This window comes from Pseudoalteromonas peptidolytica (genome assembly GCF_012641745.1).
In the GTDB taxonomy this organism is placed as follows: domain Bacteria; phylum Pseudomonadota; class Gammaproteobacteria; order Enterobacterales; family Alteromonadaceae; genus Pseudoalteromonas; species Pseudoalteromonas peptidolytica.
The window spans coordinates 201,960-228,340 of the sequence record NZ_WEHZ01000001.1 but is presented as its reverse complement, the minus strand read 5'-3'; the positions used below and the strand labels follow the sequence as shown (position 1 = coordinate 228,340).

General features: G+C 43.3%; 22 protein-coding genes. 8 read left to right on the top strand and 14 right to left on the bottom strand.

Annotated elements, in window-relative coordinates:
• The first annotated feature begins 17 nt into the window (after positions 1 to 17).
• Together F9Y84_RS01015 and F9Y84_RS01010 are read left to right on the top strand one after the other, a co-directional pair.
• The gene (locus F9Y84_RS01015; RefSeq protein WP_147391078.1) at positions 18 to 707 is read left to right on the top strand and encodes a hypothetical protein; all 690 of its coding nucleotides are present in this window, start codon (positions 18 to 20) and stop codon (positions 705 to 707) included.
• Between the two features lie 40 nt (positions 708 to 747).
• On the top strand, positions 748 to 1,230 hold the full coding sequence (locus F9Y84_RS01010) for a LabA-like NYN domain-containing protein (RefSeq protein WP_128731297.1): 483 nt from the start codon (positions 748 to 750) through the stop codon (positions 1,228 to 1,230).
• A gap of 86 nt (positions 1,231 to 1,316) precedes the next feature.
• On the opposite strand, the gene F9Y84_RS01005 is transcribed toward F9Y84_RS01010, so the two are convergent.
• Positions 1,317 to 2,027: an SIMPL domain-containing protein gene (locus tag F9Y84_RS01005; RefSeq protein ID WP_147391077.1), complete on the bottom strand. Its 711-nt coding sequence runs from the start codon at positions 2,025 to 2,027 to the stop codon at positions 1,317 to 1,319.
• A 253-nt stretch (positions 2,028 to 2,280) separates the two neighbouring features.
• On the opposite strand from F9Y84_RS01005, the gene F9Y84_RS01000 reads away from it, so the two are divergent.
• Together F9Y84_RS01000 and F9Y84_RS00995 are read left to right on the top strand one after the other, a co-directional pair.
• Positions 2,281 to 4,947, top strand: coding sequence for a bifunctional acetate--CoA ligase family protein/GNAT family N-acetyltransferase (locus F9Y84_RS01000; RefSeq protein WP_147391076.1), 2,667 nt, complete (start codon positions 2,281 to 2,283; stop codon positions 4,945 to 4,947).
• 241 nt (positions 4,948 to 5,188) lie between these two features.
• The gene (locus tag F9Y84_RS00995; RefSeq protein ID WP_128731002.1) at positions 5,189 to 6,136 is read left to right on the top strand and encodes an ion transporter; all 948 of its coding nucleotides are present in this window, start codon (positions 5,189 to 5,191) and stop codon (positions 6,134 to 6,136) included.
• Here F9Y84_RS00995 and F9Y84_RS00990 read toward each other — a convergent pair.
• The 3 genes from F9Y84_RS00990 to F9Y84_RS00980 are packed head-to-tail and all read right to left on the bottom strand — an operon-like array spanning position 6,131 to position 11,248.
• The gene (locus F9Y84_RS00990) at positions 6,131 to 10,600 is read right to left on the bottom strand and encodes an EAL domain-containing protein (protein WP_147391276.1); all 4,470 of its coding nucleotides are present in this window, start codon (positions 10,598 to 10,600) and stop codon (positions 6,131 to 6,133) included. The genes F9Y84_RS00995 and F9Y84_RS00990 overlap by 6 nt on opposite strands.
• 19 nt (positions 10,601 to 10,619) lie before the next feature.
• Positions 10,620 to 11,045 carry a GNAT family N-acetyltransferase gene (locus F9Y84_RS00985; protein ID WP_147391275.1) on the bottom strand — a complete coding sequence of 142 codons (426 nt, stop codon included), beginning with the start codon at positions 11,043 to 11,045 and terminating at the stop codon, positions 10,620 to 10,622.
• Positions 11,045 to 11,248 carry a DUF3283 family protein gene (locus F9Y84_RS00980; protein ID WP_125250475.1) on the bottom strand — a complete coding sequence of 68 codons (204 nt, stop codon included), beginning with the start codon at positions 11,246 to 11,248 and terminating at the stop codon, positions 11,045 to 11,047. The genes F9Y84_RS00985 and F9Y84_RS00980 overlap by 1 nt, the downstream gene beginning before the upstream one ends.
• A 163-nt stretch (positions 11,249 to 11,411) precedes the next feature.
• Between F9Y84_RS00980 and F9Y84_RS00975 the strand changes: the two genes are divergently transcribed.
• On the top strand, positions 11,412 to 12,101 hold the full coding sequence (locus tag F9Y84_RS00975; RefSeq protein WP_225740755.1) for a type 2 periplasmic-binding domain-containing protein: 690 nt from the start codon (positions 11,412 to 11,414) through the stop codon (positions 12,099 to 12,101).
• Here F9Y84_RS00975 and F9Y84_RS00970 read toward each other — a convergent pair.
• The 6 genes from F9Y84_RS00970 to F9Y84_RS00945 form a co-directional block, all read right to left on the bottom strand.
• Positions 12,085 to 12,333, bottom strand: a complete 249-nt coding sequence (locus tag F9Y84_RS00970) for a DUF1289 domain-containing protein (protein WP_147391274.1) — start codon at positions 12,331 to 12,333, stop codon at positions 12,085 to 12,087. The genes F9Y84_RS00975 and F9Y84_RS00970 overlap by 17 nt on opposite strands.
• 352 nt (positions 12,334 to 12,685) lie before the next feature.
• Positions 12,686 to 14,110: a dihydrolipoyl dehydrogenase gene (lpdA, locus tag F9Y84_RS00965; protein WP_125250477.1), complete on the bottom strand. Its 1,425-nt coding sequence runs from the start codon at positions 14,108 to 14,110 to the stop codon at positions 12,686 to 12,688.
• Positions 14,111 to 14,321: 211 nt separating this feature from the next.
• Positions 14,322 to 16,211, bottom strand: coding sequence for a pyruvate dehydrogenase complex dihydrolipoyllysine-residue acetyltransferase (gene aceF / locus F9Y84_RS00960; RefSeq protein ID WP_147391224.1), 1,890 nt, complete (start codon positions 16,209 to 16,211; stop codon positions 14,322 to 14,324).
• A gap of 11 nt (positions 16,212 to 16,222) precedes the next feature.
• A complete protein-coding gene (gene aceE, locus F9Y84_RS00955) occupies positions 16,223 to 18,889 on the bottom strand; it encodes a pyruvate dehydrogenase (acetyl-transferring), homodimeric type (protein ID WP_147391223.1) in 2,667 nt (888 codons plus the stop codon).
• Positions 18,890 to 18,959: 70 nt separating this feature from the next.
• Positions 18,960 to 19,709: a pyruvate dehydrogenase complex transcriptional repressor PdhR gene (gene pdhR, locus F9Y84_RS00950; RefSeq protein WP_125250480.1), complete on the bottom strand. Its 750-nt coding sequence runs from the start codon at positions 19,707 to 19,709 to the stop codon at positions 18,960 to 18,962.
• 286 nt (positions 19,710 to 19,995) lie between these two features.
• Complete coding sequence (locus F9Y84_RS00945; protein WP_147391222.1) at positions 19,996 to 20,748, bottom strand: substrate-binding periplasmic protein; 753 nt, start codon at positions 20,746 to 20,748, stop codon at positions 19,996 to 19,998.
• A 364-nt stretch (positions 20,749 to 21,112) separates the two neighbouring features.
• On the opposite strand from F9Y84_RS00945, the gene F9Y84_RS00940 reads away from it, so the two are divergent.
• Positions 21,113 to 22,243: a DUF1570 domain-containing protein gene (locus F9Y84_RS00940; protein ID WP_147391371.1), complete on the top strand. Its 1,131-nt coding sequence runs from the start codon at positions 21,113 to 21,115 to the stop codon at positions 22,241 to 22,243.
• 168 nt (positions 22,244 to 22,411) lie between these two features.
• Here F9Y84_RS00940 and F9Y84_RS00935 read toward each other — a convergent pair whose 3' ends face one another.
• The 4 genes from F9Y84_RS00935 to serB all read right to left on the bottom strand — a co-directional run bounded on the left by F9Y84_RS00935 (position 22,412) and on the right by serB (position 24,690).
• On the bottom strand, positions 22,412 to 23,032 hold the full coding sequence (locus tag F9Y84_RS00935) for a hypothetical protein (RefSeq protein ID WP_147391370.1): 621 nt from the start codon (positions 23,030 to 23,032) through the stop codon (positions 22,412 to 22,414).
• Between the two features lie 26 nt (positions 23,033 to 23,058).
• Positions 23,059 to 23,235 carry a hypothetical protein gene (locus F9Y84_RS00930; protein WP_167508308.1) on the bottom strand — a complete coding sequence of 59 codons (177 nt, stop codon included), beginning with the start codon at positions 23,233 to 23,235 and terminating at the stop codon, positions 23,059 to 23,061.
• Between the two features lie 9 nt (positions 23,236 to 23,244).
• On the bottom strand, positions 23,245 to 23,496 hold the full coding sequence (locus F9Y84_RS00925) for a helix-turn-helix domain-containing protein (RefSeq protein WP_147391369.1): 252 nt from the start codon (positions 23,494 to 23,496) through the stop codon (positions 23,245 to 23,247).
• A gap of 180 nt (positions 23,497 to 23,676) precedes the next feature.
• Positions 23,677 to 24,690 carry a phosphoserine phosphatase SerB gene (gene serB, locus F9Y84_RS00920; protein ID WP_147391368.1) on the bottom strand — a complete coding sequence of 338 codons (1,014 nt, stop codon included), beginning with the start codon at positions 24,688 to 24,690 and terminating at the stop codon, positions 23,677 to 23,679.
• Positions 24,691 to 24,785: 95 nt separating this feature from the next.
• Here serB and F9Y84_RS00915 point away from each other — a divergent pair, with 95 nt between their 5' ends.
• Positions 24,786 to 25,421, top strand: coding sequence for an AhpA/YtjB family protein (locus tag F9Y84_RS00915; protein WP_147391367.1), 636 nt, complete (start codon positions 24,786 to 24,788; stop codon positions 25,419 to 25,421).
• A 79-nt stretch (positions 25,422 to 25,500) separates the two neighbouring features.
• The gene (locus F9Y84_RS00910; RefSeq protein ID WP_147391366.1) at positions 25,501 to 26,229 is read left to right on the top strand and encodes a thioesterase II family protein; all 729 of its coding nucleotides are present in this window, start codon (positions 25,501 to 25,503) and stop codon (positions 26,227 to 26,229) included.
• Positions 26,230 to 26,381 lie beyond the last annotated feature (152 nt).

Below are 26,381 nucleotides of genomic sequence, written 5' to 3'. Positions count from 1 at the left end.
AGGATTTAATAAGAATAATGCGGCTGCTCCAAAACAACCTGATTAGTTTCACCATCATCGGCTCTATTTTGCTGCATCTACTGCTCGGGTGGTACCTGCAGCAAAGTACCTACGTCCCCTCAAAGCCGTTGCCAATTAAAGCAATGAAAACCTATTTGGTTATTGAGCCTACTAAGCCTAAGTCGGAGCCTGTTAAGACCCCGGCGATCACTGAGGATAAGCCAGTAAAAGAGTTAAAACCGACACAGCAGGACAATGTAGTCGAAGTACCAAAAGCGACACAAGTAGACCCAACAAAGCCAGCGGTTGAAAATACAACCAAGCACGTGGCCAAAACGGCCGTCACCACGCAACCTAAAAAGCTAGATCATCGAAAAGCAATCTCGCAATTTCGCCAGCAACTTTTAGAGCGCTCGGCCAGTGATAGTGTTCTTAGCCCAAATCAAGCAAAGCCGCAGCGGATCACCGTGCCTAAAAGGCATCAAACTACCGCTGCGAGCATGCAAAGAGAACAACTCGAGTCTACGCCTCAATACACCGTCTACCGTGAAAATGGCCTGTGTTATGCTGAGGTTAGGCCCGATCCGAGTATTCCGACACCGGAGGGGTTAAATAAGAATTGGCGTACTGCGCCCCGCCCTTGCGATGGCGGAGCCATTAAAAAAGCCTATGATGCCGCGATGACTAAATGGCTAAACAAGCGCTAATCTTGCTATCATAAAGCAAACCTATTGCTAAGAGTCCGTTATGGAAAAAGTCACCATTTTAGTCGATGCTCAAAATGTTTATTACACCACCAAGCAAGCCTACCAAACGGGCTTTGACTATAATGCGTTTTGGCGCAAAGCAACGGCTGATCGCGAGGTATATCAAGCCATTGCCTATTCCAGCGAACGAGGTGATGATAAACAAAGACAGTTCCAGAATATCTTACGAGCAATAGGCTTTGAGGTGAAATTAAAGCCTTATATTCAACGTGCCGATGGATCAGCGAAGTGTGATTGGGACGTTGGCATTACAATAGATGCGATGGAGTGCGCAGCAAAGTCCGATGTGATAATTCTAGTTACTGGTGATGGTGACTTTGATTTACTCGCCAGTAAACTTAGAGATAAATACCATACTCGAGTTGAAGTTTACGGCGTGCCGCAACTTACCGCTGCTTCTTTAATCCGTGCTGCCAGTGAGTTTATACCAATCGAAAACGAGTTATTAATTGGCAAGAAATAAACAAGAAAAACCCCTTTGATAGAAGGAGCTTTGCTTGTTTGACGAATTTGTCATTTTTGCTCGCTTAGCCGCGTAATAAACGCGTTTTAATCGGATAAGTAATATTCCACACTCGTTACCACGCGCACGATTTTAATTTGTGGTGTGTTACTGTCTCGGTCACGAATACTAAACTGCCCTTGCCTTGCCGATTTTATTTTGCCAAGCACAGAGTCAGAATCTTTAGCAAATTTTACCGCCACTTCTCGCGCTTTTTGCGTCGCTTCTTGCACCATTTCAGGCTTAATATCATTAAGACCAGTAAACAAATACTCTACTCGATTTTGATAGTCATCTTTAGTGATAGCAATACCTTGTTTTGCCAGTTCATTCAGCTGACCCAATGCTCGGGAGACTTTATCAGGATTATTAGAATATACCGTGACTCCGGCCTTTGCTACATAACGAAACCCTTGATTATTTTGGCCATACTCTTGAGCATATTTGTCTGTGATAGAAGGTGCCGACACCGATAGCTCAGACGCATCAAACCCCTGCAAGGTTAGAAATGCCCGAATGGCTGCATTTTTCTTTTCGGTGCGCTCAACAAGCGTTTCAAGGTCGTTATCGGCATCACGATAAAACACCGGCCAAATTACCGTATCTGCTTTGACTTCTTGTTCAGATAAGCCCTTCACACTAACGGTTCGCTCCATGCCTTTTACTGCAATAATGGTGTCTTTTATCAACCAACTACTTATCACCACTGCCAGTGATAATAGCGCGGCTGGGGCTAAATATTTACTCATAGTCGACATCTTTCTATCCTCGGGGTTATGCCTTCGTTGTGACTTTCAAACTCTTAAACCTATTTGCTTAATTAAGTGCGCTATCTTAGGGTGAAAAAACCTGACCTAGTCAGCGTCAGAGTGGCTCCTTCAAATTGAGCGAGTATTAAATCTAATTGGTATTATAACGGGGGTAGATCAAAGTCTACCACTGTAGCGCTCGAAAACTGCCAGCAAAATGGTAGAGTGATAGATATGAGCCGAGGCTGAATTAGGAATCAATATGAGCGTAAAACGCATTAGCCAATTTTTTAACCCAAAATCAATTGCCGTAATTGGGGCCTCTAACCACCCTGATCGCGCTGGCTTTATCGTGATGCGCAACTTGCTTCAAGGCGGATTTAAAGGGCCAATTATGCCTGTTAGCCCAAAACACGTGGCGGTGCATGGTGTACTGGCTTATGAAACCATCAAACAGCTTCCGAAAGTCCCCGACCTCGCCGTCATAGCCACCAACAAACAAACGCTGATTAAAATAATCACCGAACTGGGAGAAATAGGCTGTCAACATGCTGTTATTATTGCCGCAGGTCTTGATAATCAGCATAAACAACAGCTAAAAGAAGCAGCCAAAGAAGCAAAAGTAACATTACTTGGCCCAAACTGCCTTGGATTATTAATTCCTCATTTGGGAATTAATGCCAGCTTTTCTCATACTGTAGCAGCACCTGGAAAGCTCGCCTTTATTTCACAATCTGCGGCTGTCTGTTCCACTATTTTAGATTGGGCACAGCATAAAAAAATTGGTTTTTCCTATTTTGTTTCTGTCGGGGATTGTCTTGATATTGACTTTGATGAGTTACTTGATTTTTTAGGTCGCGATCCGAAGACACAGGCCATATTACTTTATATTGATAATATCGATGATGTTAGGCGGTTTATCTCCGCAGCAAGAGCGGCGGCCTTTAGTAAACCTGTGATTGCTATAAAAACGGGAAAAACCAAAGCTGGTGCTATTGCCGCTCTCAATCATACCGGAGGCAATACCTCGGATGATGCTGTGTATGATGCCATGTTTCAGCGCGCAGGTATGCTGAGGGTAAATGATCTTAGAGAGCTATTTGCTGCCACTCAAACCCTTGCCCTGCACCCCAAATTGCTGCAAGTAGAACAGCTAACTATATTAACCAATGGCGGTGGCCCTGGCATTATGGCAGTGGATACGCTGCTGCAAAACTCCGGCAAATTAGCCGTGCTCAGTGAGCAGACTAAGCAAGCACTTAGCGCCCTGATCCCACAGACCGATCATGCTTGCAACCCCATCGATATTTTTGGCGATTCCTCACCAAAGCGCTACCAACAGGCGCTAGAGATTTTGCTCAAGGCAGATGAAGTTAAAAATTTACTGATCATTCATACTCCTTCAGCCTTAGCTCCAAGTACGGCCTATGCCGAAATTATTGCCGAAACCTTGGCTAAAATTCCAAAAATGGCACGCCCTTATGTAATGACAAACTTTATGGGAGAAGAAGCCGCTTACGCGGCAAGGCTCGTCTGCGCTAATGCAAAAATCCCAACTTATCGCACGCCGGAGGGAGCTGTCGGTGCATTTATGCACTTAGTTAGCTATCGTCGTAACCAAAAGCACCTCACCCAAACACCAGAATCTTACAGTGATGAGACTCACCTTCAGCATAAACAGAGTAAAACGCTGATCAATGAGTTTTTACATGCTGGTGCCGCTAAACTTGCAACACATCAGGCATCCCAAATACTTGCCAATTACGATGTAGAGTGTATCGAAACAAGAGTTGCCTTAACCCCCTCGGAAGCAAAAGAACAAGCTCAGAGACTAGGATTTCCAGTTGCGCTTAAACTCATTAGTCATGATATTCCCTCTAAATCTGAAGTCGGAGGCGTAGTACTTAACCTCAATGATGCTGAAGAAGTTGAACAAACTGCATTTGCCATGCTGCTGCGGATCCGTGAAGCTGCACCCGATGCCGAAATTGAGGGCTTTTCATTACAAAGAATGGCAAAACGTGCTGGTGGGCAAGAATTAAGAATTGCGGTTAAGACCGAGCCTGGTGTTGGTCCAGTGATCTTATTAGGCGAAGCTGGTACCGGCTTAAACTTTTCACAAGCAGCAGTAGCTTTACCGCCTTTGAATATGAACCTTGCCAAATACCTTATTGCCGCAGCTCACGATAAAGGCGTCATAAAGGAGCGCGCTTTACCTGAGAAGGTAGACAAATATCGCCTGTGTGCCTTACTCACTAGAGTGTCGCAAATGGTGGTTGATCAGCCCGATATTAGAGATATGGAGCTCAATCCCATACTAGCCTGCTCGGGACAGTTTCAGGTATTAGACGCCACTATCTCCTTGAAACGTTATCAGCCAGTTGCAGGACGTAAGCGTCTTGCAATACGCCCATATCCTAAGGAGTTGGTCAGCACCGTCACCTTAAAAGGTGGCCGCCCCGCAACACTGCGCCCTATTCGTCCTGAAGACGAGCGAGCTCATCAAGAGTTCGATCAATCTTTGACTAAAGAGGATAGATATCGGCGTTTCTTCGGTGAATTACCGCAGTTTAACCATGATCAGTTGGCAAAAATGACACAAATTGATTACGACCGTGAGATGGCCTTTATTGTCACTATACCGAATAAATCTAGCTACCAAACACTAGGGGTGTCTAGAGTCTTGATGGATCCTGATAATTTAGTTGCAGAGTTTGCCGTGGTCGTGCGTTCTGATTGTCAGGGGTTGGGACTTGGCAGGATTCTCATGGAAGCGGCTATCACGCACTGCCGAAAACAAGGCGTTGAGAGTATTGAAGGGATCACGTTACCGGAAAATAGTGGCATGATAGGCCTTGCCAAAAAACTTGGATTTACGGTTTCGCGAGATTTCGAAGAAGGCACCATCCAGATGGTGTTACATTTTTAATCATACCAATTTGCTTAATTAAGTGGTCTATTTTGAGGCGAGAAAATCTTGTCGATAACTCCGCTACCGCGTCCTGCTATCGCCAAGGTACCTACATCCGTGTAGGCAAGGCTAAAATTTTGCTATTTAGTTGTTCTAAATGAGAAGTTTTTAACGCTGTTAGCGTCAGATTTACTCCCTCAAATTGAGCAAGTATTAAGTCAAATTGGTATCAAATAGGGTTTGGAGAGCTAGCATTTTGATGCAACTTCACATCAGAGAAAAAACCGCTGCGGTTTTAGAAGCAACAGGTAAATATCGCAAAGTTGGTCGCGCGGTTGATATATTTCTTATTACTCTCATTCTTACGAATGTTGTCGCGATTGTACTTGAATCTGAGCGAGACTTAGCGAAGGCATATCATTATTACTTTCTCACCCTGGAGCTTGTCAGCGTTGCCATATTCGCAGTGGAATATCTGCTCAGGCTATGGTGCTGTGTAGATAAACTCGACTATCGCCACCTTGATTTACCAAACTGGAAAAAGCGCCTTAAGTATTTAGTATCACCTCTTGCGCTGATCGATCTAATCGCAATATTACCCACTATTTTAATGGCATTTATTGCCTTTGATTTGCGTTTTTTAAGGGTGATCCGCTTACTGAGAATTTTTAAACTCACGCGTTACTCAAGAGCAATGCAACTATTACTCGCAGCATTTAAAGAAGAGTCTAGTTCTTTGTTAGCAGCATTTTTTATTATGAGTGTTGTGCTCATTATGGCTTCTTGCGGTATTTATTTAATTGAGCATGATGTCCAGCCGGATAAGTTTGGCTCAATTCCCAAGTCAATGTGGTGGGCGATGGCGACACTCACCACTGTAGGTTATGGTGATGTTGTCCCTATAACCCCATTAGGACAATTTTTTGGTGGTGTGATCACCTTACTCAGTATGGGAATGGTGGCGATCCCCACAGGGTTGTTGGCATCAAGCTTTGCAGATCAGATGCGAAAGCGCAGAGATGCCTTTCATGAGGCTGTGCTACATGCTTTAGTGGATGGTGAGGTTGATAAGAATGAAAAAGAACACCTAGAAGCGTTAAGACTTGAATTAGGGCTGAGCCAGCTAGAAGCCAACCAAGCCATTAAACTAATGGCAAGCCAACGTGTGCATCACATGTATTGTCGTCATTGCGGCAAGCGGCTATAGCCGCTGCTGCATTTTTAGCATCTCAGCCACTTGCTCGCCAGCTACCGCGGGACTATATCGGTATCCCTGATAGTGATCAACATGCTCTGCTGTTATTCTTTGCAGTTGAACATCGCTCTCTACACCTTCAGCAACACACAAAAGCCCTAACCCATGGGCTAGATTCACACACGAGCGAACAATTAAATAACTCTCTGGTTGCTCTGAAATTTGCTCAATAAACTGCTTATCTATTTTTATTGCATCAAGTGGCAACTGCTGCAAGTAAGTCAATGAGGCATATCCAGTGCCGAAATCATCCATATAAATGCTGCAACCCATTGACTTGAGCGCCTTCATAACTTCTACTGCACTTTCAATGTTGCTCAGCATCGCGGTTTCTGTAATTTCAAACGTCACATATCTCCCGTCCACTTTACTGCGCTGCAACAGACTTGCTATCTCTTCAACGAGCCCTTCATAGTCAAAGTTAATCGCAGATAAGTTAACAGATACATATACATCTGGTTGTATGGTTTGCCAGTGTCTCAACTCGATTAGCGCCCGCGATAGTGTCTGTAGTGTAAGCTCTGTCACTACACCTGTTTGTTCAGCGGCTAACGCAAATTCTTGGGCACAAAACTCATCATTGTCAGGCCAACGCAACAAAGACTCAAAACCTAGCAACTTGCCACTTTGAACATCGACGATAGGTTGGTAGTGATTACTGAACTGGTTGTTTTTTAGCGCGTTCATCAATGCTTGTTCGACTTCCCGTGAGCGCCTTACTTTGCCGTTCATTTCTTCACGGAAGAATTGATAAGCTGAGACTTGTTTTATGAGCACATGATCAAGTGCTGCTTTTGCCGCTTGGCTCAGGGCAAAAGCATCTAAGGCATCATCAGGATACATTGCAATTCCAATAACAGGCTGCATTGCTACACTTTGACCTGACACATTAAATGGGTTGGCAAAAGAGTGAAGTAGGCACTGCACATACTGCTGAACCTGTTCAGGGTGATCTAATCCCTCCATCAATACATAAAACAACTTGTCTTGACCAATGGCTAAGCTGTCTAATTCACGAAAACAACAACGTAGCTTTTTCGCCAGCAAGGGTAATAATTCGGCCACAAAATCTGTACCGTAAATATCATGAAGGTGTTGCAAACGGCTAAACTTGATAACCAGCAAAGCATGTTGAGTTGGGTGAACTTGAGATTGCTTAATCACATGTTGCACTCTATCCATCAATAGCGCTTTGTTGAGCAGGTTAGTTTGTAAATCATAATTAGCTAATTGATATAGTTCTTTTTCGCTGCGCTTTTGTTGACTAATATCTGTTAACACCACCACATAGCTGTGTAACTCCCCCTCGCTATTGGCTACTGCAGATATTTTCACTAAAACATCACGTTCATCACCATTTGGTAGGGTTACAACCTCTTCGGAGCTAATGTGTTGGTGCACAGCCAAAGCCATCGTTTTTCGCAGATACATTATGCGCTTTTGCCGCGATACACCAAGTTTCACGGCAGTACTAGAAGATGGGATTGACTCCAAGTTGAAAGCATTTTGCATCGCTCTATTGCATACTTGAATACGTAAATTTTTGTCTAGGATCATGACCCAATCACGAGTTTGCTCAAATGCAGCGCCAAATAGTGCTGCCCGCTCCTCAAATAAACGTTCACGCGTCAAGTTAGTATAAGTTCCAGCTACTTGAGTGGGATTACCATCTTCCCATTCCAGCACTTTGCCAAAGTCTTTATACCATCGCCATTGCCCTTGGCTGTCTTTTAGGCGGTATGTACAATCGATAAACCCTTTATTTGTAGTCACAAACTCTAGCCACTGTAGTCTGAACATTGCCCTATCTGCGGGATGTATTTTTTGCAGATAATCGTCAAGTCCGACACTTTCAAGATCGTAATCTAGTTCATTGATAAGTCTCGGTTGATAAATTAACGTGCTCCCAGCATGCCACTCCCATACCCCTGAGTTACTTCCTTCAAGTGCCATTTTTAGCCGAGCCTCACGATCTTGTGTGGCTTTGTGAGCAGCTAAGATAAGCTGCTCAACGCGATATTTTCGATAACTCCAAAGCGACAATAGCATCAGCGTTAAAAACACATAACCCGCTATCGCAACTGGTGAGCGCCACGCAGGATAATTAACCTTTATCGTCAATTTTGCAGGAGGCGTATAGTCGCCAGTAAGGGGGTCTTTTGCCCATACTTTTAGTGCGTACTCACCGGGATTCAATTTAGGAAAAACAACTCGATTTTGATTGCGGCTCAGGATTTTTTGACCACCCGATATCTGGTATTCATAGATGATCCTATCTTGATAGCTAAATGCCATTGCTGAGAAAGACACCTCTAAGCCAATATCGTCATGTTCTAATTCTATATGCTCAAACTGCTTCAAACCCGCTTTTTGATTTGGCCGAGAAATTAAGTCCACACTGGTAATATTGACATGATCCAACAGCGGTTTTTTAGGGCGGTTATCCTCAGGAGCAAAAAGCACAAAGCCCTTGAGCATGCCGTAGCCAATCCTACCATCTTGCAACACCACAGAGGCACCGCCATTAAATTCATTAGAGAGAATGCCATCTTCGGTAGTAAATTGTTGCAGGTGCAAATTATCTGGGTCAAGCCGCCAAATCCCCTTGTGTGAAGACATCCATATCATACCCTCGTCATCTTGGCGCATTTCGTACATCAATGTATCTATTTTATGTGCTTTTAAGTCAATATTATAAATTGGCTCGTAACCGTCTAATGTCATACCGATTAAACCAAACGAAGATAAAGACAACCACAAGATGTTATTTTTATCTATCGTATATGTGGTGATGTCCACCGCAAGGTGCTTGTTTGCTTTTGGGGCTTTGTATATTTCTGTTAGTGTTTCACGCTGTGGGTCGTACTGAAATAGCACCCCCGCATTATAATAGAGTGGCTTGGTTAAATCGTTTGGCAAAGGTGGATAAAAGCCATAAGCAAGAAACGGATCAACGCCTTCAAAAGATTGCTTTAAATGCGTTAATTCTGCGCTATCTATATCATAAACAAACATTCCTTTATCGCTATTCACAAAGTAGAACTTACCATTATTTAATAGCTGTCCACCTTTGACAAAAGCGGTTAATATCTCTTGGTCTTGCGCGTTATTTGCTTTTGGCCTAGTTAACTTATGTGTAACGGGATCGAATAAAAATAGGCCTTTTACGGTAGTTAGCCACAATTTATCTTTGTATTGAGCTATCCTCCATACAATAAACTCAGAGAGAATATCATCACCCATATATCCTTTAAAAAACTGTTTGGTCTCTCTCGTTTTTGGGTCGTACCGGGTTAAGCCATCATTTGTGGCTAACCAAATATAGTCTCGCGTTTCGTGCATTGCCCAAACATTGCTGTGCGAGAAGCCTTCGCCCGTTACGGTCAAATCGCTAACATTGTCAAAGGCTAAGGTGCTATCCGGTAAGTAAAATGCACCATCCTCTTTGGTCGCAACCCAGATCCCGCCGTGGTCATCTTTTGCAATGTCGATCACACTGGTATTTGAGGGAAGAAATACACTTGACGATAAACGCTTATCACGAACTGCCGTACCCTCGGAAATATCGTAATAAACGAGTCCCTTATCTGTTCCGAGCAGCAAGGTTTGCTGATCGTGCTGAAGTATTTTCCAGATATTCAAATCAGGAAGTAGCGTTTTAAATGTTACCTTGGCGTCAAAATCTTGCAGCAGTTGCGAGATATCAAGCTCATACATACCCTCAACTGCGCCAAGCAGCAGCTTGTTATTATTGAGAATAAATAGCGATTTAGTGTTAGTTTGATAAGGATGTGCAACATCCGAAATGTGCTCAAGCTGACGCAGTTTTTTTGTTGGTAAATGATACGCAAACAAGCGCTCTGATGTAGCAATAAATAAAATATCTTGATGTTGATTAACAGCTCTAATAAAGCCATTGTCTTCATTCAATGGCAGGGTAACTTCTGTCACTAATCGACCAGAACGAATATCAAGTGTCGCCACTTCATTTGTTCTGACCGCCCACATATGCTGATCATCTTTGGTTAGCACTAAGTCAACCATATTGTTGTAAAACTCTCCCTCCGTTGAGGGAGGCTCAATGTACTTTCGGTAGCGGTCGGTCGTAGGGTCATAACGCAGTAACCCTGCGATGGAAGTAGTGATCCACACACTGCCTGAATTATCCTGATAAATATAGTTAACCTGCACTTTATCAAGCACCCCGTCAGGCCCCTCTACCTCTAAAACTTGATAGCCATCATAACGGTTAAGCCCTCCCTCTGTTGACAACCATAAATACCCCTGCTGATCAATTAACAGTGTATTTACGTAACTCTGGGAGAGCCCTTCAGCGGGTGATAATCGAGAGATTTGTACAGCATTTGCTAATGAAGAAAACAAAACAATACAAAAAATAAAGCACAGGCGAAACATAAAAAGCCAAAGTTGTTAACTAGGCGTAATACATTGCCACGAGTTGACGATTTTGTCCAAGATAACTCGCCAAGCGTGACGCAAGTTCATCGGGAAGCGGTTGTGCCTTATCACAAAACCCCAGCGTGAGGTAAAAGGAGCGTAGATGGGTATATGCGAAAGTATAAACTGGACTATGTGGATTAGCTCCTTGAAACTGGCTCAACGCGTCAGTAATAAGTGCCTTTGCAATACCCCGACCACGCCACGACTGGCTAACATACACACCTACTAGCAACCAGTGTTCTGCTACTGGTTGCAATCGACATGCAGCTATAATACCAGTGGTGTCTTTGACGACCCAAACAAGATCATGCTTTGCCGCTCTTCCTCTTGCTCCATGTGCATCATAAAACTTATTCACCAAAGGAGTCATGATAGGCGCTAAGCGCTCTATGTTATACATCAGGCAAGCATCAAACTGAGATAGTATTCAAACTTTTGCTTTAATATGTCTTGCTCAGAGAGAGGGCGTTGATTAATCGCATCATAGATTGCTTCGCGACTTTTTTTGCCACGCTTTATTTGGTAAGCCCAAAATGACGCTTCATATTCAAGCTGGATCTGATACTTTTCTTGCCTTGGCAATAAACACAAGTTATGGCTCATCGTGCTATTCGAAGTAAATTACGGATGACTATAGTTTATCATAATGACTTCGTGGGACAGCAGCAAAAATTTCTCCTCTCCCCCAACAAGGTATGCCTTTATACAATAAAGTATGTATAATCGAACGCAGAGTAACCATTTGTAGCATTTAAAAGGAGCCAGATTGAAAGCTACACTCCTGTGTTTAGTCCTTGTCGTTTTGTCCGTTACTTGTACCGCAAGTGAAATACCAAAAGTAATGAGATTCAACAAACCGCCTCAAACACCACAAGCGTTATATGTCATTGAGTTGATGGAGATGGTTTATAAAGAGCTCGGCATTGAGATGAGACTTGAGGAGTTCAATCATAAAAGCTCTCTGATAGCGGCAAATGCCGGTAATTTAGATGGCCAACTTGGTCGAGTGGCAAGTATCGAGGATGATTACCCAAACCTCAGGCGTGTAGACTATCCTTTATTCCAATTTACATTGCAGTTATTCACTCTATGCAGTGATTGTGCACTAAACAACCTAAAGTCTCTCACTATCCGCAGTGGTTATCCCGTTGCCAGCACCTACTTGAACAAGCATGGCGCTGATGCGTATATCATCAATGTAAAAAGCGTGGTTGCTCAGCTTAATTTAGTCATGCAGAGACAAGTCGAAGGCGCTTTGCTCCTCGATTTTCATTTAAAACCTCACCTGCGAAATATTAATGAAGACAACTTGCAAATAAAGGACTTAGAAGTAGTTGAAAGTTTTCATTTTGTGCATAAAAGGCATGCCACATTACTACCTCTTATCAAAAAAAAGCTCTCAGAGTTTGAGCAAAAAGGTGTGATAGATATGCTCAAGGCTAAATATCAAATTTAAAGTTTTCTCCTCCTTGCTCGTCTCCCTGCCCCGCTTTCGCTTTACGTTGTAGGTATCGTTTATAGCGCTGCTGACATAATGCAATCACCTTACGCTTTTGCTCATTATTTAATGAATTCCATGCAAAGCGCTCTTCTCTACTACGATAACACCCCACACAATAACCGCGATTATTTACCTGACAGATCCCCTTACACGGACTTGGGATCTCAAATATCTCAATTTGTTCCATGTATAACTCAACCCCTTTGCCCCTTATCTAAGCATACTGCTTAGACGCTGCGCTGCCAAGGTTATACCAATTTGACTTAATGCTTGCTCAATTTGAAGGAGTAAATCTGACGCTAACAGCGTTAAAAATTTCTTATTTAGCACAACTAAATAGCAAAATTTTTGCCTTGCCTACACGGATGTAGGTACCTTGGCGATAGCAGGACGCGGAAGCGGTGTTATCGACAGATTTTCTCACCTCAAAATAGACCACTTAATTAAGAAAATTGGTATTATAAGGCGCGAGTTAAAACCTAGCGCACCAAAAACAAAAAACCCAGCGCAAGGCTGGGTTTTTCAAAAGCTCAGAAAACTTACTTTTTCTTCACGGCTTTTTTGTTTGGTAGGTCAGTAATTGAACCTTCAAATATTTCAGCAGCTAGACCGATTGACTCGTTTAGCGTTGGGTGAGCGTGGATAGTAAGCGCTAGGTCTTCACCATCAGCACCCATCTCTACTGCTAGGCCGATTTCACCAAGCATTTCACCAGCATTGATACCAACCATAGCACCACCGATCACACGGCCTGACTCTTTATCAAAGATAAGCTTAGTTGAACCTTCAGTACGTGCAGAAGCAATCGCACGACCAGAAGCCGCCCATGGGAATACCGCAGTTTCAATGCTTAGACCTTGCTCTTTTGCTTCTTTCTCTGTCACACCAACCCAAGCGATTTCTGGATCTGTGTATGCAATTGAAGGAATACATTTAGGATCGAAGTAGTGCTTCTTACCAGAGATAACTTCAGCAGCAACGTGACCTTCATGAACCGCTTTGTGCGCAAGCATAGGCTGGCCTACGATGTCACCGATAGCGAAGATGTGATCAACGTTGGTTTTCATTTGCTTGTCAGTGTTGATGAAGCCACGCTCATCAACATTTACGCCCGCTTTGTCTGCGTCGATTAGCTTACCATTCGGTGTACGACCAACAGCAACTAGTACTTTGTCATAACGAACTTGGCCTTCTGGCGCTTGCTTGCCTTCGAAAGATACATAGATACCGTCTTCTTTCGCTTCAACAGCAACAACCTTAGTAGAAAGCATCACGTTAAACTTGTCTTTAACGTACTTTTGGTAAATCTTGATAACGTCTTTGTCAGCCGCAGGTACTAGTTGATCAGCAAACTCAACTACATCAATCGCTGAACCTAATGCACGGTAAACAGTACCCATCTCAAGACCAATGATACCACCACCTAGTACAAGTAGCTTTTCAGGTACGTCTTTAAGCTCAAGTGCACCAGTAGAATCAATGATACGCTCATCTTCAGGGATAAAAGGTAGGCTTACAGGCTGAGAACCTGCTGCAATGATTGCATTATCGAAAGTTACTGTTTTCGCGCCGTCAGCACCTTCAACCGCAATGGTGTTAGAACCTGTGAACTTACCGTAGCCGTTAACGACAGTAACTTTACGCATCTTAGCCATACCGCTAAGACCGCCAGTTAGTTGACCAATTACAGACTCTTTCCATGAACGGATTTTGTCTAGGTCGATTTGTGGAGCACCGAAAGAAACACCGTGAGAAGCCATTTCAGCTGCATCGTCAATTACCTTTGCAACGTGAAGAAGGGCTTTTGAAGGGATACAACCAACGTTCAAGCACACACCACCTAGCGTGTCACGAGATTCGATTAGTGTAACGTCTAAACCTAAGTCTGCTGCACGGAATGCCGCAGAGTAACCACCAGGACCACCGCCTAGTACAACAACTTGAGTTTTGATTTCGTTGCTCATGTTATTACCTTAACTGTTATTTGAACGGGTTTACTCGTTAAGAGTAGCCGACCCAAAGTGCCTGCCAAACACCCGATTCGGGGCACAGGGCAGAGAGAGTTATTATTGCTCGAAAGTGTATCATTCACACTCTCTATTGTCCCGCCTAAATATCAAGCGGAACAATAAAATACAAGAAAACCGCATCACCTAAGTGATGCGGTTTCTATTCTTACATTACTAACTGGCGAATATCGCTTAGGTAGTTTGCAAGAGTCACAGTAAAGCGAGCTGCTAGTGCGCCGTCAATGACACGATGGTCGTATGAACAGCTTAGCGGCACCATTAGGCGCGGCTCAAACTCTTTACCATTCCATTTTGGTTTGAAGTCTGACTTAGACACACCAAGAATCGCCACTTCAGGAGCATTAACGATTGGCGTAAACGCCGTACCGCCGATCCCGCCAAGGCTTGAGATAGTGAAACAGCCACCCTGCATGTCAGAAGATGTCAGCTTACCATCACGTGCTTTCTTAGAGATTTCCATCAATTCGCGTGATAACTCAATGATGCCTTTTTTATTCACGTCGCGAACAACAGGAACTACAAGACCATTTGGTGTATCAACTGCGATACCGATATGAACATACTTCTTCAGAATTAAGCTCTCACCATCTTCAGATAGTGAAGAGTTAAACGTTGGGAAGTCTTCTAGTGCTTTTGCAGCGGCTTTCATCACGAATACTAATGGCGTGATCTTCACACCCATTTTCTTCTTCTCTGCAAGTACGTTCTGTTCTTTACGGAACGCTTCAAGCTCAGTGATATCGGCTTCGTCAAACTGTGTAACATGTGGGATTTGTACCCAGTTACGGTGAAGGTTTGCACCTGATAGCTTGTTGATACGAGAAAGCTTCTTCTCTTCAACTTCACCAAACTTGCTGAAGTCAACTTTTGGCCAAGGAATAAGACCAAGTTCACCGCCGCCAGTGTTGCCACCTTTTGCGACTTGACCAGACTCAACTTGCTTAACCAGCTCTTTCACGTAGTTTTGTACGTCTTCTTTTAGTACACGGTTCTTACGACCTGTACCTTTAACGCGAGCTAGGTTAACCCCAAATTCACGTGCTAAACGACGTACTACTGGTGATGCGTGAGCATATTGATCATTGGCCACAAAATCATCTTTTTGTGCCGATGCTTTTGGAGCTTCAGATTTCGCTGCTGGAGCCGCTGATTGCGCTGGCTTTTCTTCAGCTTTAGCTGCTGCCTGAGGTGCAGGTGCCGCGCCTTTCACTTCGAATACGAAGATTAAAGAACCCGTTGATACTTTATCGCCAGCATTAACTTTGATGGCTTTAATCGTACCTGCGAACGGTGCTGGCACTTCCATTGAGGCTTTGTCGCCTTCAACCGTGATAAGCGATTGCTCTTCTTCAACGCTATCGCCTACAGCAACCATGATCTCAGTGACTTCAACTTCATCACCACCGATGTCTGGTACGTGTACTTCTTTTTCAGCTGATGCTGCTGGCGCTTGTTCCTGTGCTGGTGCTTGCGCTTCAGAAGCTGCTGGCGCATCACCGCTACCAGCAACTTCAAAAGTGAAGATCAATGAACCCGTTGACACTTTGTCACCCGCGTTGATTTTCACCTCTTTGATAGTACCAGCAAATGGTGCTGGTACTTCCATTGAAGCCTTGTCGCCTTCAACCGTGATAAGTGACTGCTCTTCTTCAACAACATCACCAGCTGCCACTAAGATTTCTGTGACTTCAACTTCATCGCCACCAATATCTGGTATATGAACTTCTTTCACTTCTGTTTGACCTGAAGTGCTGGTTTGTGGCTTGGCTTCTTCCGCTGGCTGTTCTGCAGCTGTTTCTTCACCTGCTGCTTCAAACACCATAATCAAAGAACCAGTCGAGACTTTATCGCCTTCGGCTATTTTGATTTCTTTCACCGTACCTGCCACAGAGGCAGGTACTTCCATTGACGCTTTGTCGCCTTCAACCGTGATAAGCGATTGCTCTTCTGCAACCGTGTCACCTACGCTTACTAGGATCTCGGTTACTTCAACCTCATCGGCACCAATATCTGGAACATGAATTTCGATTGCCATTACTCGTCCTCTTATGCGTAAAGTGGGTTAGTTTTGGTGGTGTCGATATCAAATTTCTTGATAGCGTCAGTCACAGCTGATTTTTCAATCTTGCCTTGCTTAACTAGCTCACCAAGTGCAGCAACTACTACGTAACCTGCGTTCACTTCAAAGTGACGACGTAGGTTTTCACGGCTGTCTGAACGACCGTAGCCGTCTGTGCCAAGTACTTTGTAAGATGCGCTCGGCATAAATGCACGTACTTGATCAGCATAGTTTTTCATATAATCGGTAGCTGCAATTGCTGGCGCATCACCAAGTACACTCGTGATATAAGGTACTTTTTGCTCTGCTTCTGGATTTAGCATGTTAAAGCGCTCAGCATCTTGACCGTCACGAGCAAGCTCGTTGAATGACGTTACAGAGAATACATCAGAACCGATACCGTAGTCGTCGCTTAGAATTTGCGCCGCTTTACGTACTTCGTTCAAGATAGTACCCGAGCCCATTAACTGAACCTGTGCTTTGTCGCCAGTGTGGCTTTCAAGCTTGTAAATACCCTTACGAATACCTTCTTCAGCGCCTTCTGGCATTGCAGGTTGATGGTAGTTTTCGTTCATGAGCGTTAGGTAGTAGAACACGTTCTCTTGCTCTGGACCGTACATACGGCGGATACCATCTTGCAAAATAACCGCTACTTCAAATGCAAACGTTGGGTCGTAAGAAATACAGTTCGGCACCGTACCTGCTTGAATGTGCGAGTGACCGTCTTCGTGCTGTAGACCTTCACCATTTAGCGTTGTACGACCAGCGGTTGCACCAAGTAGGAAGCCGCGCGCTTGTTGATCGCCCGCCATCCACGCCATATCACCTACACGTTGGAAACCAAACATTGAGTAGTAGATATAGAACGGGATCATTGGTAAGTCGTTGGTGCTGTATGACGTTGCCGCAGCCACCCATGAAGACATTGCACCTAACTCATTGATACCTTCTTGTAGTACCTGACCAGAGGTTGCTTCTTTGTAGTAAGAAACAATATCGCGGTCTTCAGGCTTGTAGTTTTGGCCATGTGGGTTGTAAATACCGATTTGACGGAATAAACCTTCCATACCAAAAGTACGTGCTTCGTCAGCAATAATAGGTACGATATTTTTACCAATACTCTTATCTTTCAACAAGATATTTAGTGCACGAACGTAAGCCATCGTTGTTGAAATATCACGTTTTTGCTCTTCAAGTAGTGGTTTAAACGCATCTAGCTCAGGTAGCGTTAATGCTTCTGTGAAGTTAGGCAGACGCTTAGGCGTGTAACCGTGCAGCGCGTTACGGCGAGCATGTAAATACTCGTGTTCTTTTGAGCCCTCTTCCAGCGTTAAGTATGGTAGGTCTTGTAATTGCTCGTCAGACACTAAGTCATCTAGGCCTAGACGTGAACGTAGATGCGCTACGTGCGTCATGTCCATTTTCTTAACTTGGTGAGCAATGTTCTTACCTTCAGCCGCAGCACCCATGCCGTAACCTTTTACGGTTTTAGCTAAGATAACTGTTGGACGACCTTTGGTTTCTTGTGCTGCTTTAAACGCCGCGAATAGCTTAGATGGCTCATGACCACCACGCTTCAACGCGAAGATTTCTTCGTCAGTCATATCAGCAACCAATGCTGCGGTTTCTGGGTAACGACCAAAGAAGTGCTCGCGTACGAACGCACCATCTTTTGATTTGTAGGTTTGGTAATCGCCATCAACTGTTTCGTTCATCAGTTGTAGTAATTTACCTGTGGTATCTTTAGCAAGTAGCTTGTCCCAACCAGAACCCCAAACCACTTTGATCACGTTCCAGCCAGCACCTTTAAATAGGCCCTCTAGCTCCTGAATGATCTTACCGTTACCCATTACTGGGCCGTCAAGACGCTGTAGGTTACAGTTGATTAGATAACATAGGTTGTCTAGCTTTTCACGGGCAGCGAATGAAATTGCACCACGTGATTCTGGCTCGTCCATTTCACCATCACCAAGGAAGGCATAAACGCGTTGCTCAGAGGTGTCTTTTAGACCACGGCCATCTAGGTATTTAAGGAAGCGCGCTTGATAGATAGACGCGATTGGACCTAGACCCATAGAAACCGTTGGGAACTGCCAGAATTCAGGCATTAATTTAGGGTGTGGGTATGAAGAAATACCGTTACCATCTACTTCCTGACGGAAGTTGTCTAGCTGTTCAGCGCTTAGGCGGCCTTCAACAAATGCACGAGCATAAATGCCCGGAGAAATGTGGCCTTGGTAATACACTAAGTCACCACCGTCCTTCTCGTTTGGTGCACGGAAGAAGTGGTTGAAACACATTTCATAGAATGCAGCTGACGACTGGTAAGAGGCCATATGCCCGCCCAGCTCAAGATCTTTCTTCGACGCACGAAGTACGATCATAATCGCATTCCAACGGATGATAGAGCGAATACGGCGCTCAAGGTTCACATCCCCTGGATACGCAGGCTCTTGATCTGCTGGGATAGTGTTGACATAGTTAGTCGTAGTGCCTGTTGGCATATCTACGCCATCAAGACGCGCTTGCTCTAATACTTGCTCTAACAAGAACTGAGCGCGCTCTACGCCTTCTTCTTTTACGACCGACTCAAGCGCCTGTAACCATTCTTGGGTTTCTAGCGCGTCTACGTCAATTTTATTGACTTCAGACATATGGAGTGTTCCTTATGTTTAAAATACGAATTTATTCTATTTGTGCCAATTCTTACTGAATCAAGCCCGATTACTGCTGCTTAGTTCTACGCAGTGAACGCTCTATTCGCGAGCGCTCTTTACCGGCTTCTAATAACGCTTCTTCGATAAAGGCTAAGTGGGCGTTACTAGCAAGTCTTGCTTGTTCAGGGTTACCATTGATCACCGCATCTAATAACAACTTTCTGTGCTCACCGAGCTGCTCACTGACGTCTGATTTTTGCACCAAGACGGTTAAGTTTTGCAACACGTTTTGCTCAAGCAATGACTGCATCCCTTTTACAAGATGAAGCAGGACGACGTTGTGCGACGCTTCTGCAACGGCAAAGTGAAAAGCATTAATTGCCCTTGCCTTTTGCATCAGGTCATCACCTATCTGTGCTATGTTGTCAAAGCTTTGTTGTACCTTTGCAAAGTCATTCTCTGTGCCCCTGAGCGCCGCATAGTAGGCTGCAATGCCCTCTAGTGCATGACGGAACTCAAGTAAATCGAACTGAGATTCAGGGTGTTTACTGATCAAGTCGAATAATGGATCAGTTAGCCCCTCTTCGAGCTGATTCTTAACATACGTACCACCACCTTGACGACGGGTTACAAGCCCCTTTGCTTCCAATTTCTGGATAGCCTCACGTAGTGATGGACGCGACACTTCAAATTGCTTAGCTAGCTCACGCTCAGGCGGCAACTTTTCACCCGGTAATAACGAGCCCTCGAGGATCATATTCTCAAGCTGTTCTAGTATTACGTCCGATAGTTTTGCTGCTTTAATCTTTAAAGACATTGAAATAACGCCAATTTTTTATGATGTGACCTAGCCAGCTCGCTGACTTATTTTAATCAATTTGGTAAGAATTAACTTCATAGGTAAATTGGTCATACCAAATTTGCACAATACGTTATCAAAATCCATGACAACTGTCAAAATTCAGCTCAATTCAATAATAAACTGAGTGTAAAAACAACAGTTAAAGTGCATAAACTTTAACCAAGAATCACGAAAATTTAAAAGGTGATTTAAATGGTCAGACCAGATAAAGATTTAATGAGGATAGCTTTATAGAAGACAGTTATGATTCAAGCGCACGTTCACAATGCGCTTTAAAACGCGCAACATAATCCATATCACTTAACAAAGTCTTTAATCCCCTGTTGTATGGTGCCAAATATTCACTATGGTGTTTGTTGATAAGTAAATACCCATGCTGCACAAAGGCTGGCTCGGGTTGGGCGACCAATAACTTTGCATCGTCAACAGGGAGCTCCTTTAGATAAGCCTTAGCTGACTTTTCATCCATGATCATAATATCGGCGCGCTCTCTTAAAATAAGTGCAATATTCTTACTTGTATAAGTCGCATAGGATGTTTTTATTGCATACGTATCAATAGCGTCTAGTAAAGCTTTAGGATAAGTTAAACCCCGGTTTAGTAACAACTTATGCGGCTTTAGATCGGCGTAACTAGTAAACTGAAAATCAAGTGTTTTATGGTGATAAAATCGCGCGGTTTCTTCTGTCAGTGGATACTCAGTATAGTGATAGTCTCGGCTACGTTGCTCACTGTAATACCAATAAGCACTGCCAATATAGGAAGCTTTCATCCCTTCTTGATATGCTCGCTCCCAAGGCATGAATAAAAACCGCACTTTGATATTTGAAAGTGCAAATGCGTCTCTTATTACCTTGGCCACACATCCTTGGTCTTGTTGTGCCTGATCTAAATAAGGCGGCCACTGTCCAGTGGTAATGTTTACATGAGCTTCAAGCGCTCTCGCATTGCAACTGATACAAACCAGTATCACTATCAACCAAACTGCTTTCATCTGCACGCCTATTTATTTTTAGAAAGAGTATAGGCGACAATTTTTGTTATGGGTACATTATTGAGAAAAAAGAACCATTTATACCAATTTTCTTAATTAAGTGGTCTATTTTGAGGCGAGAAAATCTTGTCGATGACACCGCTTCCGCGTCCTACTCACGCCGAGGTATCTACATCTTGTAGGCAAGGCAAAAATTTTGCTATTTAGTTGTTCTAAATAAGAAATCTTTAACGCGGTTAGCGTCAGATTTACTCATTCAAATTGAGCAAGTATTAAGTCAAATTAGTATTAATTAGCGGTTGCCAAGACAACCAAGGAACAGTATAACAAAAGCGCTTTTGGGGATATTACAAAGGAAACGACTTTGATTTGGCGAGGACTGGTTGCACTGCTACTTATTATATTCCTATTCTTTTTGCTGGTACTAATTTACCCTAGCGCATCGAAAGACTCGCCCAAGTCTTTATTACAAGAGCTTGGCGAACAATTGGAGATCCAAACCAATAAACTTCGTGCTGTAATAGACCCCTCTCATGTACCGACATACAAACCGCAGCTAAACACTCAACGAGTTACTCAACGAGTTACTCAAAGAGTGCCCACGAAAAAGCCAGAGCAAGTACTGGAACACCTGACAGGCCACAGTGATGTGGTTAATATGTTTAGCGGCATGACAACGCCAACTTGCGCAACTTTAAAAAATAAAGTGTTTTCGTTAAACGCGCAGTCCCAAAACAACCAACAGCTGCAATTACAGCTAACAGGTAAAGAACTTAATCCACAAGCCCGTGCCCAAGCACAGCAAGTACTCCAAGTGGTCTACCTGCTATTTCAGCACTTTATCAATCAATCGGCACAAAAAAAAGCGCTCAGTCCTATCCAGCTAAATATGTATATTGCAGCCAACGATGATGAGTATAACGAGTTACTTCTTGCCCGTAATGTCGAGCCTAGTGGTACTGCTGGGATGTATTTTTTGTTTCAAAACCAAGGGTTTGTTAATGGTGGTGGTAGCGATGAACAAACCTTAAGAACATTACTGCATGAGTCAGTGCATGCGCTGGTATTTTATTATTTTGGCTTAACACCTAGGTGGGTAACGGAAGGCATAGCGGAGTATTTTGAGCACCTTAGAATAAATGAGACGGGTCGATTTACGATCTACAACTCAACTGAGGACTGGCTAACGCAACAAGGCCTGCTGCGCACACACTATACAAAACTTGATATCAGCACTTTGTTCAACAGCGAAGACCAATGGCAAACGCTGCAAAATACAACCCTTTACGCTAACACCTATCTATTCACTGGATTTATGATTGAGAACAACAGTAACGCTTTTTTTGAATACTTGCTTCAAGAAGGTAGTAATCCTTGCAATATTGTACCTGCGCAAAATATTGAAACACTCTTTCGTAGCCACAATGCGCATATTGAGTCTCAATTTGAACAATGGCGCAGCCTCCCAAGACGAATACAAATGGGCCGCTGGTAGCGCGCTTGCTTTGTATACTGGTCGATTTCAACCAATTTACTTGGTCTAAGGTTTTAGCTTTTTAGCATGTGTAGAAGCGCCTGGGGCACTCATAGAAGTACTGGTAATAGGAAAGAGGCTAGACTTTAGATTGAAAACGTAAAGTCCAGCCATGTTGACTTTGTACAGCTAGGCAGCGGCTTTTCTTCTGGTAAAGTTTTGTCTGGCCATTTTAGTGGTGATTGACAAAACAGCAGCGAGTTCGAGGCCTAATAAAATACTCTTGATTGAAGAATAATTATAAAACACCCAATCCCAACCCCAAAACTGCTTGGCAAACTCTTCGTTTACTCCCAGATATTCTAAATTACGAATCAAATTTTCTGCCATGGCTAGTAAATCTATACATATAAATAAAAGAAACACTGTCATCAATGCCATATCAGCATTGGTCATTAAGACCTCTTTTGTTTCTTTACCTTTTCTAGTCAACCAGTTTCGGGACAAAATCGGCCTAGTGGCTATTAATAAAAACATCACTACATCAGTTAGAAAATGAATGAGATATATACGATTATTTTTCCAAACTTGAATAGACTCGTCGCTAAGTGCAAACAGTTCAAAATGGAAAAAAGAAAACCCCAGTAGATGAGTAACAAAGAGTAATATACAGATATGACGAATATTAGTATCTGAGAAATAGACAAGACCAACTATTGCTATTGCTGTCAACATAACTACTTGGTCAAGCTGAGAGTTGAAATAAAAGATACTAAAAGGAATAAAAAGAAGTGCTAATAAATATTTCATACTTTACCTGTAAAAACTCAATTCCATTACCCATTAGTTGAATCTTCTTTGACTTGTTTGGGTCGGCCACCATTTTCTGTACCACTTCCGCCATAAACAAGCTTAACGTCTACCTCAACAAGCCGAAGTTGATGCAGTTTACTTTCTTGCAATGTATGACACCCCAATAAACGAGCAAGAAATACCGACATTAAATTCTTCATCGTTAATTCCTATTTTTTTAAGTCTTTTTGTTCCGCTTCACTCTGTCGAATTTGAGCGATAAGCCCTTTGATATCAACCGAACAATAAATACATATTTCTAAAAATTGGTTTATTCGTGGCTGGCCAACATCTGTCTCCCAATTTTCTATCGTCCTGAGAGAAACACCAATTTTATCTGCCATTTGTTGCATGGTGACTCCCTTTCGTTTTCTTAGCGCGCGAAGGTCATCCCCTGTTATACTATTTTTAAAGAAAAACAACGCTGTTATATCCCTAACATGATATCGTTACTATACGAATGTTAAAGAAGCAGTAAATGAGTCATGCCTTGCACGCTTTGCTTCTATGCCATCTGTGAACCTAATAGCGCAGATAGTAACAAACAGAAACAAAAAATCAACAAATAAAACATTACTCTTTATTACGTTACAAATCGTATATTAATTCGGCACCCCAAGCAAATATAGCAGCTGTAGCAGTGAGCCTTCACAAATAGCGGCGTCAGCCTGTTCAACCACTTTTGGCTTGCCGTGAATGGCTACACCGAGCTGTGCTTTTGCCATCATAACCAGATCATTTGCGCCATCACCAATAGCGACTGTTTGCGCCATAGGTATACTTAACTGGCCTGCTAACTGCTCAAGCACTTTCGCCTTTTTATCGGCATCCACTATCTCTCCTAACACTTTGCCAGTTAGCTGCTCGTTAGCCACTTCTAAGGTATTAGCAAAAACAGCGTCGAGCTGTAACGGTGCGATTAGCGCTTCTGCAAACCAAGTAAAACCACCGGAGGCAATGGCTAAAGACCAGCCATGCTGTTTTAATGATTGGCACAGCACTGCAATACCAGGCATCAATGGGAGGTTTTCCTTTAACGCTTGGATCTGCGATAGCTTCACACCTTCAAGGGAGGCGACACGACGATGTAGGCTTTGTGCAAACGAAAGGCTCCCCGCCATGGCCTGCGCTGTGATAGTTGCCACTTCATCAAACCTGTCAGCCAATCTTGCAATCTCATCAATACATTCGATTTGAATTGCGGTTGAGTCCATATCCATCACCAACAACCCAGGGCGCTCAAGCGTTGGTGCTTGGCTTATAATTGCACCCTGTAGATGTAACGCATCAGCCACAGCCCTAACCTGTGCCTTAGTAGGCAAATGTGAGGTATCAATGCTAAAGGCCAGCGCCACAGGCAGCGATTTATGTGGTTGATAGGCACACACATAAATAGGCTGCGCGGTAAACTCAGCAATAAACTTAGCTAATTTTATCAAGTGCTCACTAGCTATCTCTTCACCAAAAAAACAAAGTGTTTGCCAAGTATTAGCAAGCGGCGGATTTACTTGCGAGAGACTTGTGTTATTTTGATAATGATACCACTGCCCCAGCGACATCATTGTGCGAATAGGTGTTTTTAGCTCAATATCGCCTAATTGAATGATTGACGGCATAAGTTGCTCCTTGATAGCGTTAAGGCGATTTTTAACACGATTGCGCTTAACTGTCAGTATCTATGCTCGGTAAAAGCAGGTAATATTTGATAAATATGAAAAATTTACATGTCCTAGAAGCCCTAAATTCATCTCGAGGACGCAGACTGTTGCGTTTGTGTATCGCCGCTATCTGCTTGGTTATGGTTACTTGGCTTGCTTTTAACACCAGCTTTGAATCGCATAGGTTATTGCACAATGGCGCTGACCTCACAGCGCGCAGCTTGACCAAGCAACTAGCAAAAAATGCTGCCTTACCACTTTCACGTAATGATTACCCAAGATTAAGTGCGCTCGCTAACCACTTAGCTGGTGATGACTTTGTTTTACAAGTTTCTATTTATGACTTTCAAGGACGCTTTGTTGTTGGTAATGACGGTAACACAGCGCCCACGCAGTACCAACAATTGACTCAAACACTTCCTGGTTTAAGTAAAACAAAAAGTATTATTTCTGAACCAGTTTATACCCCAACAGGCCAACCATTGGGCTTTGTTAACATGGTATATTTAACCGAAGCTGCGATGTCACAAAGCCATGCTCACTTTCACGAGCTAGGCAGAGTGGTGTTACTCATGTTGATTATCACGATGGTATTTACGTGGCAAATTGGTAGGGGATTAAAAGGTTGGGAAGTCAAACGCAAAATTCGCAAGAAAGTAAAAACACTTGGGTCGCCAAATCGACATTGATTCAAGGCTAACACTATTACTATTGTAAATAACTTGATAATATCAATGGTAATTTATATAAATTCCAAAGACAAAGGATATGAACAATAAACTTTTTATCATTCCAAAACCAAACCCGAATGCCACTCTAAGGCTATTTTGCTTTCCTTATGCGGGAGGCTCTTCCACGATTTTTACCCCGTGGATTGAACAGGCTAATACCCATATAGAGCTGGTCTTTGTGCAATTGCCAGGTAGAGGGGCAAGACTCATGGAGCCTGCAATCGATAATATGCCTGAAGTGATAGAGGAGCTATTACTGTATAAAGACTTTATTACCAGTAAGCCCTACGCGTTTTTTGGTCACAGTCTTGGTAGTCGTATTTCTTATGCTCTCGCTTGCGAGCTACACACTTTGGGGCTTCCTTTACCTAGTAAAGTCTTTGCCTCTGCCAGCCGAGCACCACACTGCACATCGAATAAAAAATATTTACATGACCTTCCTCATGATGCCTTTATAGCAAAGTTACGGGATTTAAATGGCACACCGAAAGAGGTACTAGACAATGCTGAGTTGATGGAATTGTTAATTCCACTTCTGCGAGCGGATTTCAAGATTGCCGATACCTATGTTGCCGAGCAACATGCCCTTCCAACTCCGATTCACGTATTTCACGGTGTAGAGGATGAGATTTTAGATGAACATATTTTGGCTTGGCAAGCGCTCACCGCTCAACCTTGTACCTACAAATATTTTGACGGTGGACACTTTTTTATCCATCAATATGGCGAGGAGATGATTAATATCATCAACCAGCAGTTAACGTAACCATCGCGGTTTGGTATATAAATAAGGCGTAAAAGTTGTAGTCAACAACGGCGCTTTTACCTCTTATTTATTGCTGATAAGGATGTTTTATACCGTCACAAAGAGTACGTTTGCCCGATAACCTGACCCTGTATATATTTGCTGTGAATGCC

Coding starts and splice junctions, on each gene's coding strand:
- F9Y84_RS00990 (WP_147391276.1), bottom strand. CDS start 10,600: ATGTTTCGCCTGTGCTTTATTTTTTGTATTGTTTTGTTTTCTTCATTA.
- F9Y84_RS00970 (WP_147391274.1), bottom strand. CDS start 12,333: ATGGAACAAATTGAGATATTTGAGATCCCAAGTCCGTGTAAGGGGATC.
- F9Y84_RS00980 (WP_125250475.1), bottom strand. CDS start 11,248: ATGAGCCATAACTTGTGTTTATTGCCAAGGCAAGAAAAGTATCAGATC.
- F9Y84_RS00930 (WP_167508308.1), bottom strand. CDS start 23,235: ATGAAGAATTTAATGTCGGTATTTCTTGCTCGTTTATTGGGGTGTCAT.
- F9Y84_RS01010 (WP_128731297.1), top strand. CDS start 748: ATGGAAAAAGTCACCATTTTAGTCGATGCTCAAAATGTTTATTACACC.
- F9Y84_RS00985 (WP_147391275.1), bottom strand. CDS start 11,045: ATGTATAACATAGAGCGCTTAGCGCCTATCATGACTCCTTTGGTGAAT.
- aceE (WP_147391223.1), bottom strand. CDS start 18,889: ATGTCTGAAGTCAATAAAATTGACGTAGACGCGCTAGAAACCCAAGAA.
- F9Y84_RS01000 (WP_147391076.1), top strand. CDS start 2,281: ATGAGCGTAAAACGCATTAGCCAATTTTTTAACCCAAAATCAATTGCC.
- F9Y84_RS00945 (WP_147391222.1), bottom strand. CDS start 20,748: ATGAAAGCAGTTTGGTTGATAGTGATACTGGTTTGTATCAGTTGCAAT.
- serB (WP_147391368.1), bottom strand. CDS start 24,690: ATGCCGTCAATCATTCAATTAGGCGATATTGAGCTAAAAACACCTATT.
- aceF (WP_147391224.1), bottom strand. CDS start 16,211: ATGGCAATCGAAATTCATGTTCCAGATATTGGTGCCGATGAGGTTGAA.
- F9Y84_RS00935 (WP_147391370.1), bottom strand. CDS start 23,032: ATGAAATATTTATTAGCACTTCTTTTTATTCCTTTTAGTATCTTTTAT.
- F9Y84_RS01015 (WP_147391078.1), top strand. CDS start 18: ATGCGGCTGCTCCAAAACAACCTGATTAGTTTCACCATCATCGGCTCT.
- F9Y84_RS00915 (WP_147391367.1), top strand. CDS start 24,786: ATGAAAAATTTACATGTCCTAGAAGCCCTAAATTCATCTCGAGGACGC.
- lpdA (WP_125250477.1), bottom strand. CDS start 14,110: ATGAGCAACGAAATCAAAACTCAAGTTGTTGTACTAGGCGGTGGTCCT.
- F9Y84_RS00995 (WP_128731002.1), top strand. CDS start 5,189: ATGCAACTTCACATCAGAGAAAAAACCGCTGCGGTTTTAGAAGCAACA.
- F9Y84_RS00910 (WP_147391366.1), top strand. CDS start 25,501: ATGAACAATAAACTTTTTATCATTCCAAAACCAAACCCGAATGCCACT.
- pdhR (WP_125250480.1), bottom strand. CDS start 19,709: ATGTCTTTAAAGATTAAAGCAGCAAAACTATCGGACGTAATACTAGAA.
- F9Y84_RS01005 (WP_147391077.1), bottom strand. CDS start 2,027: ATGTCGACTATGAGTAAATATTTAGCCCCAGCCGCGCTATTATCACTG.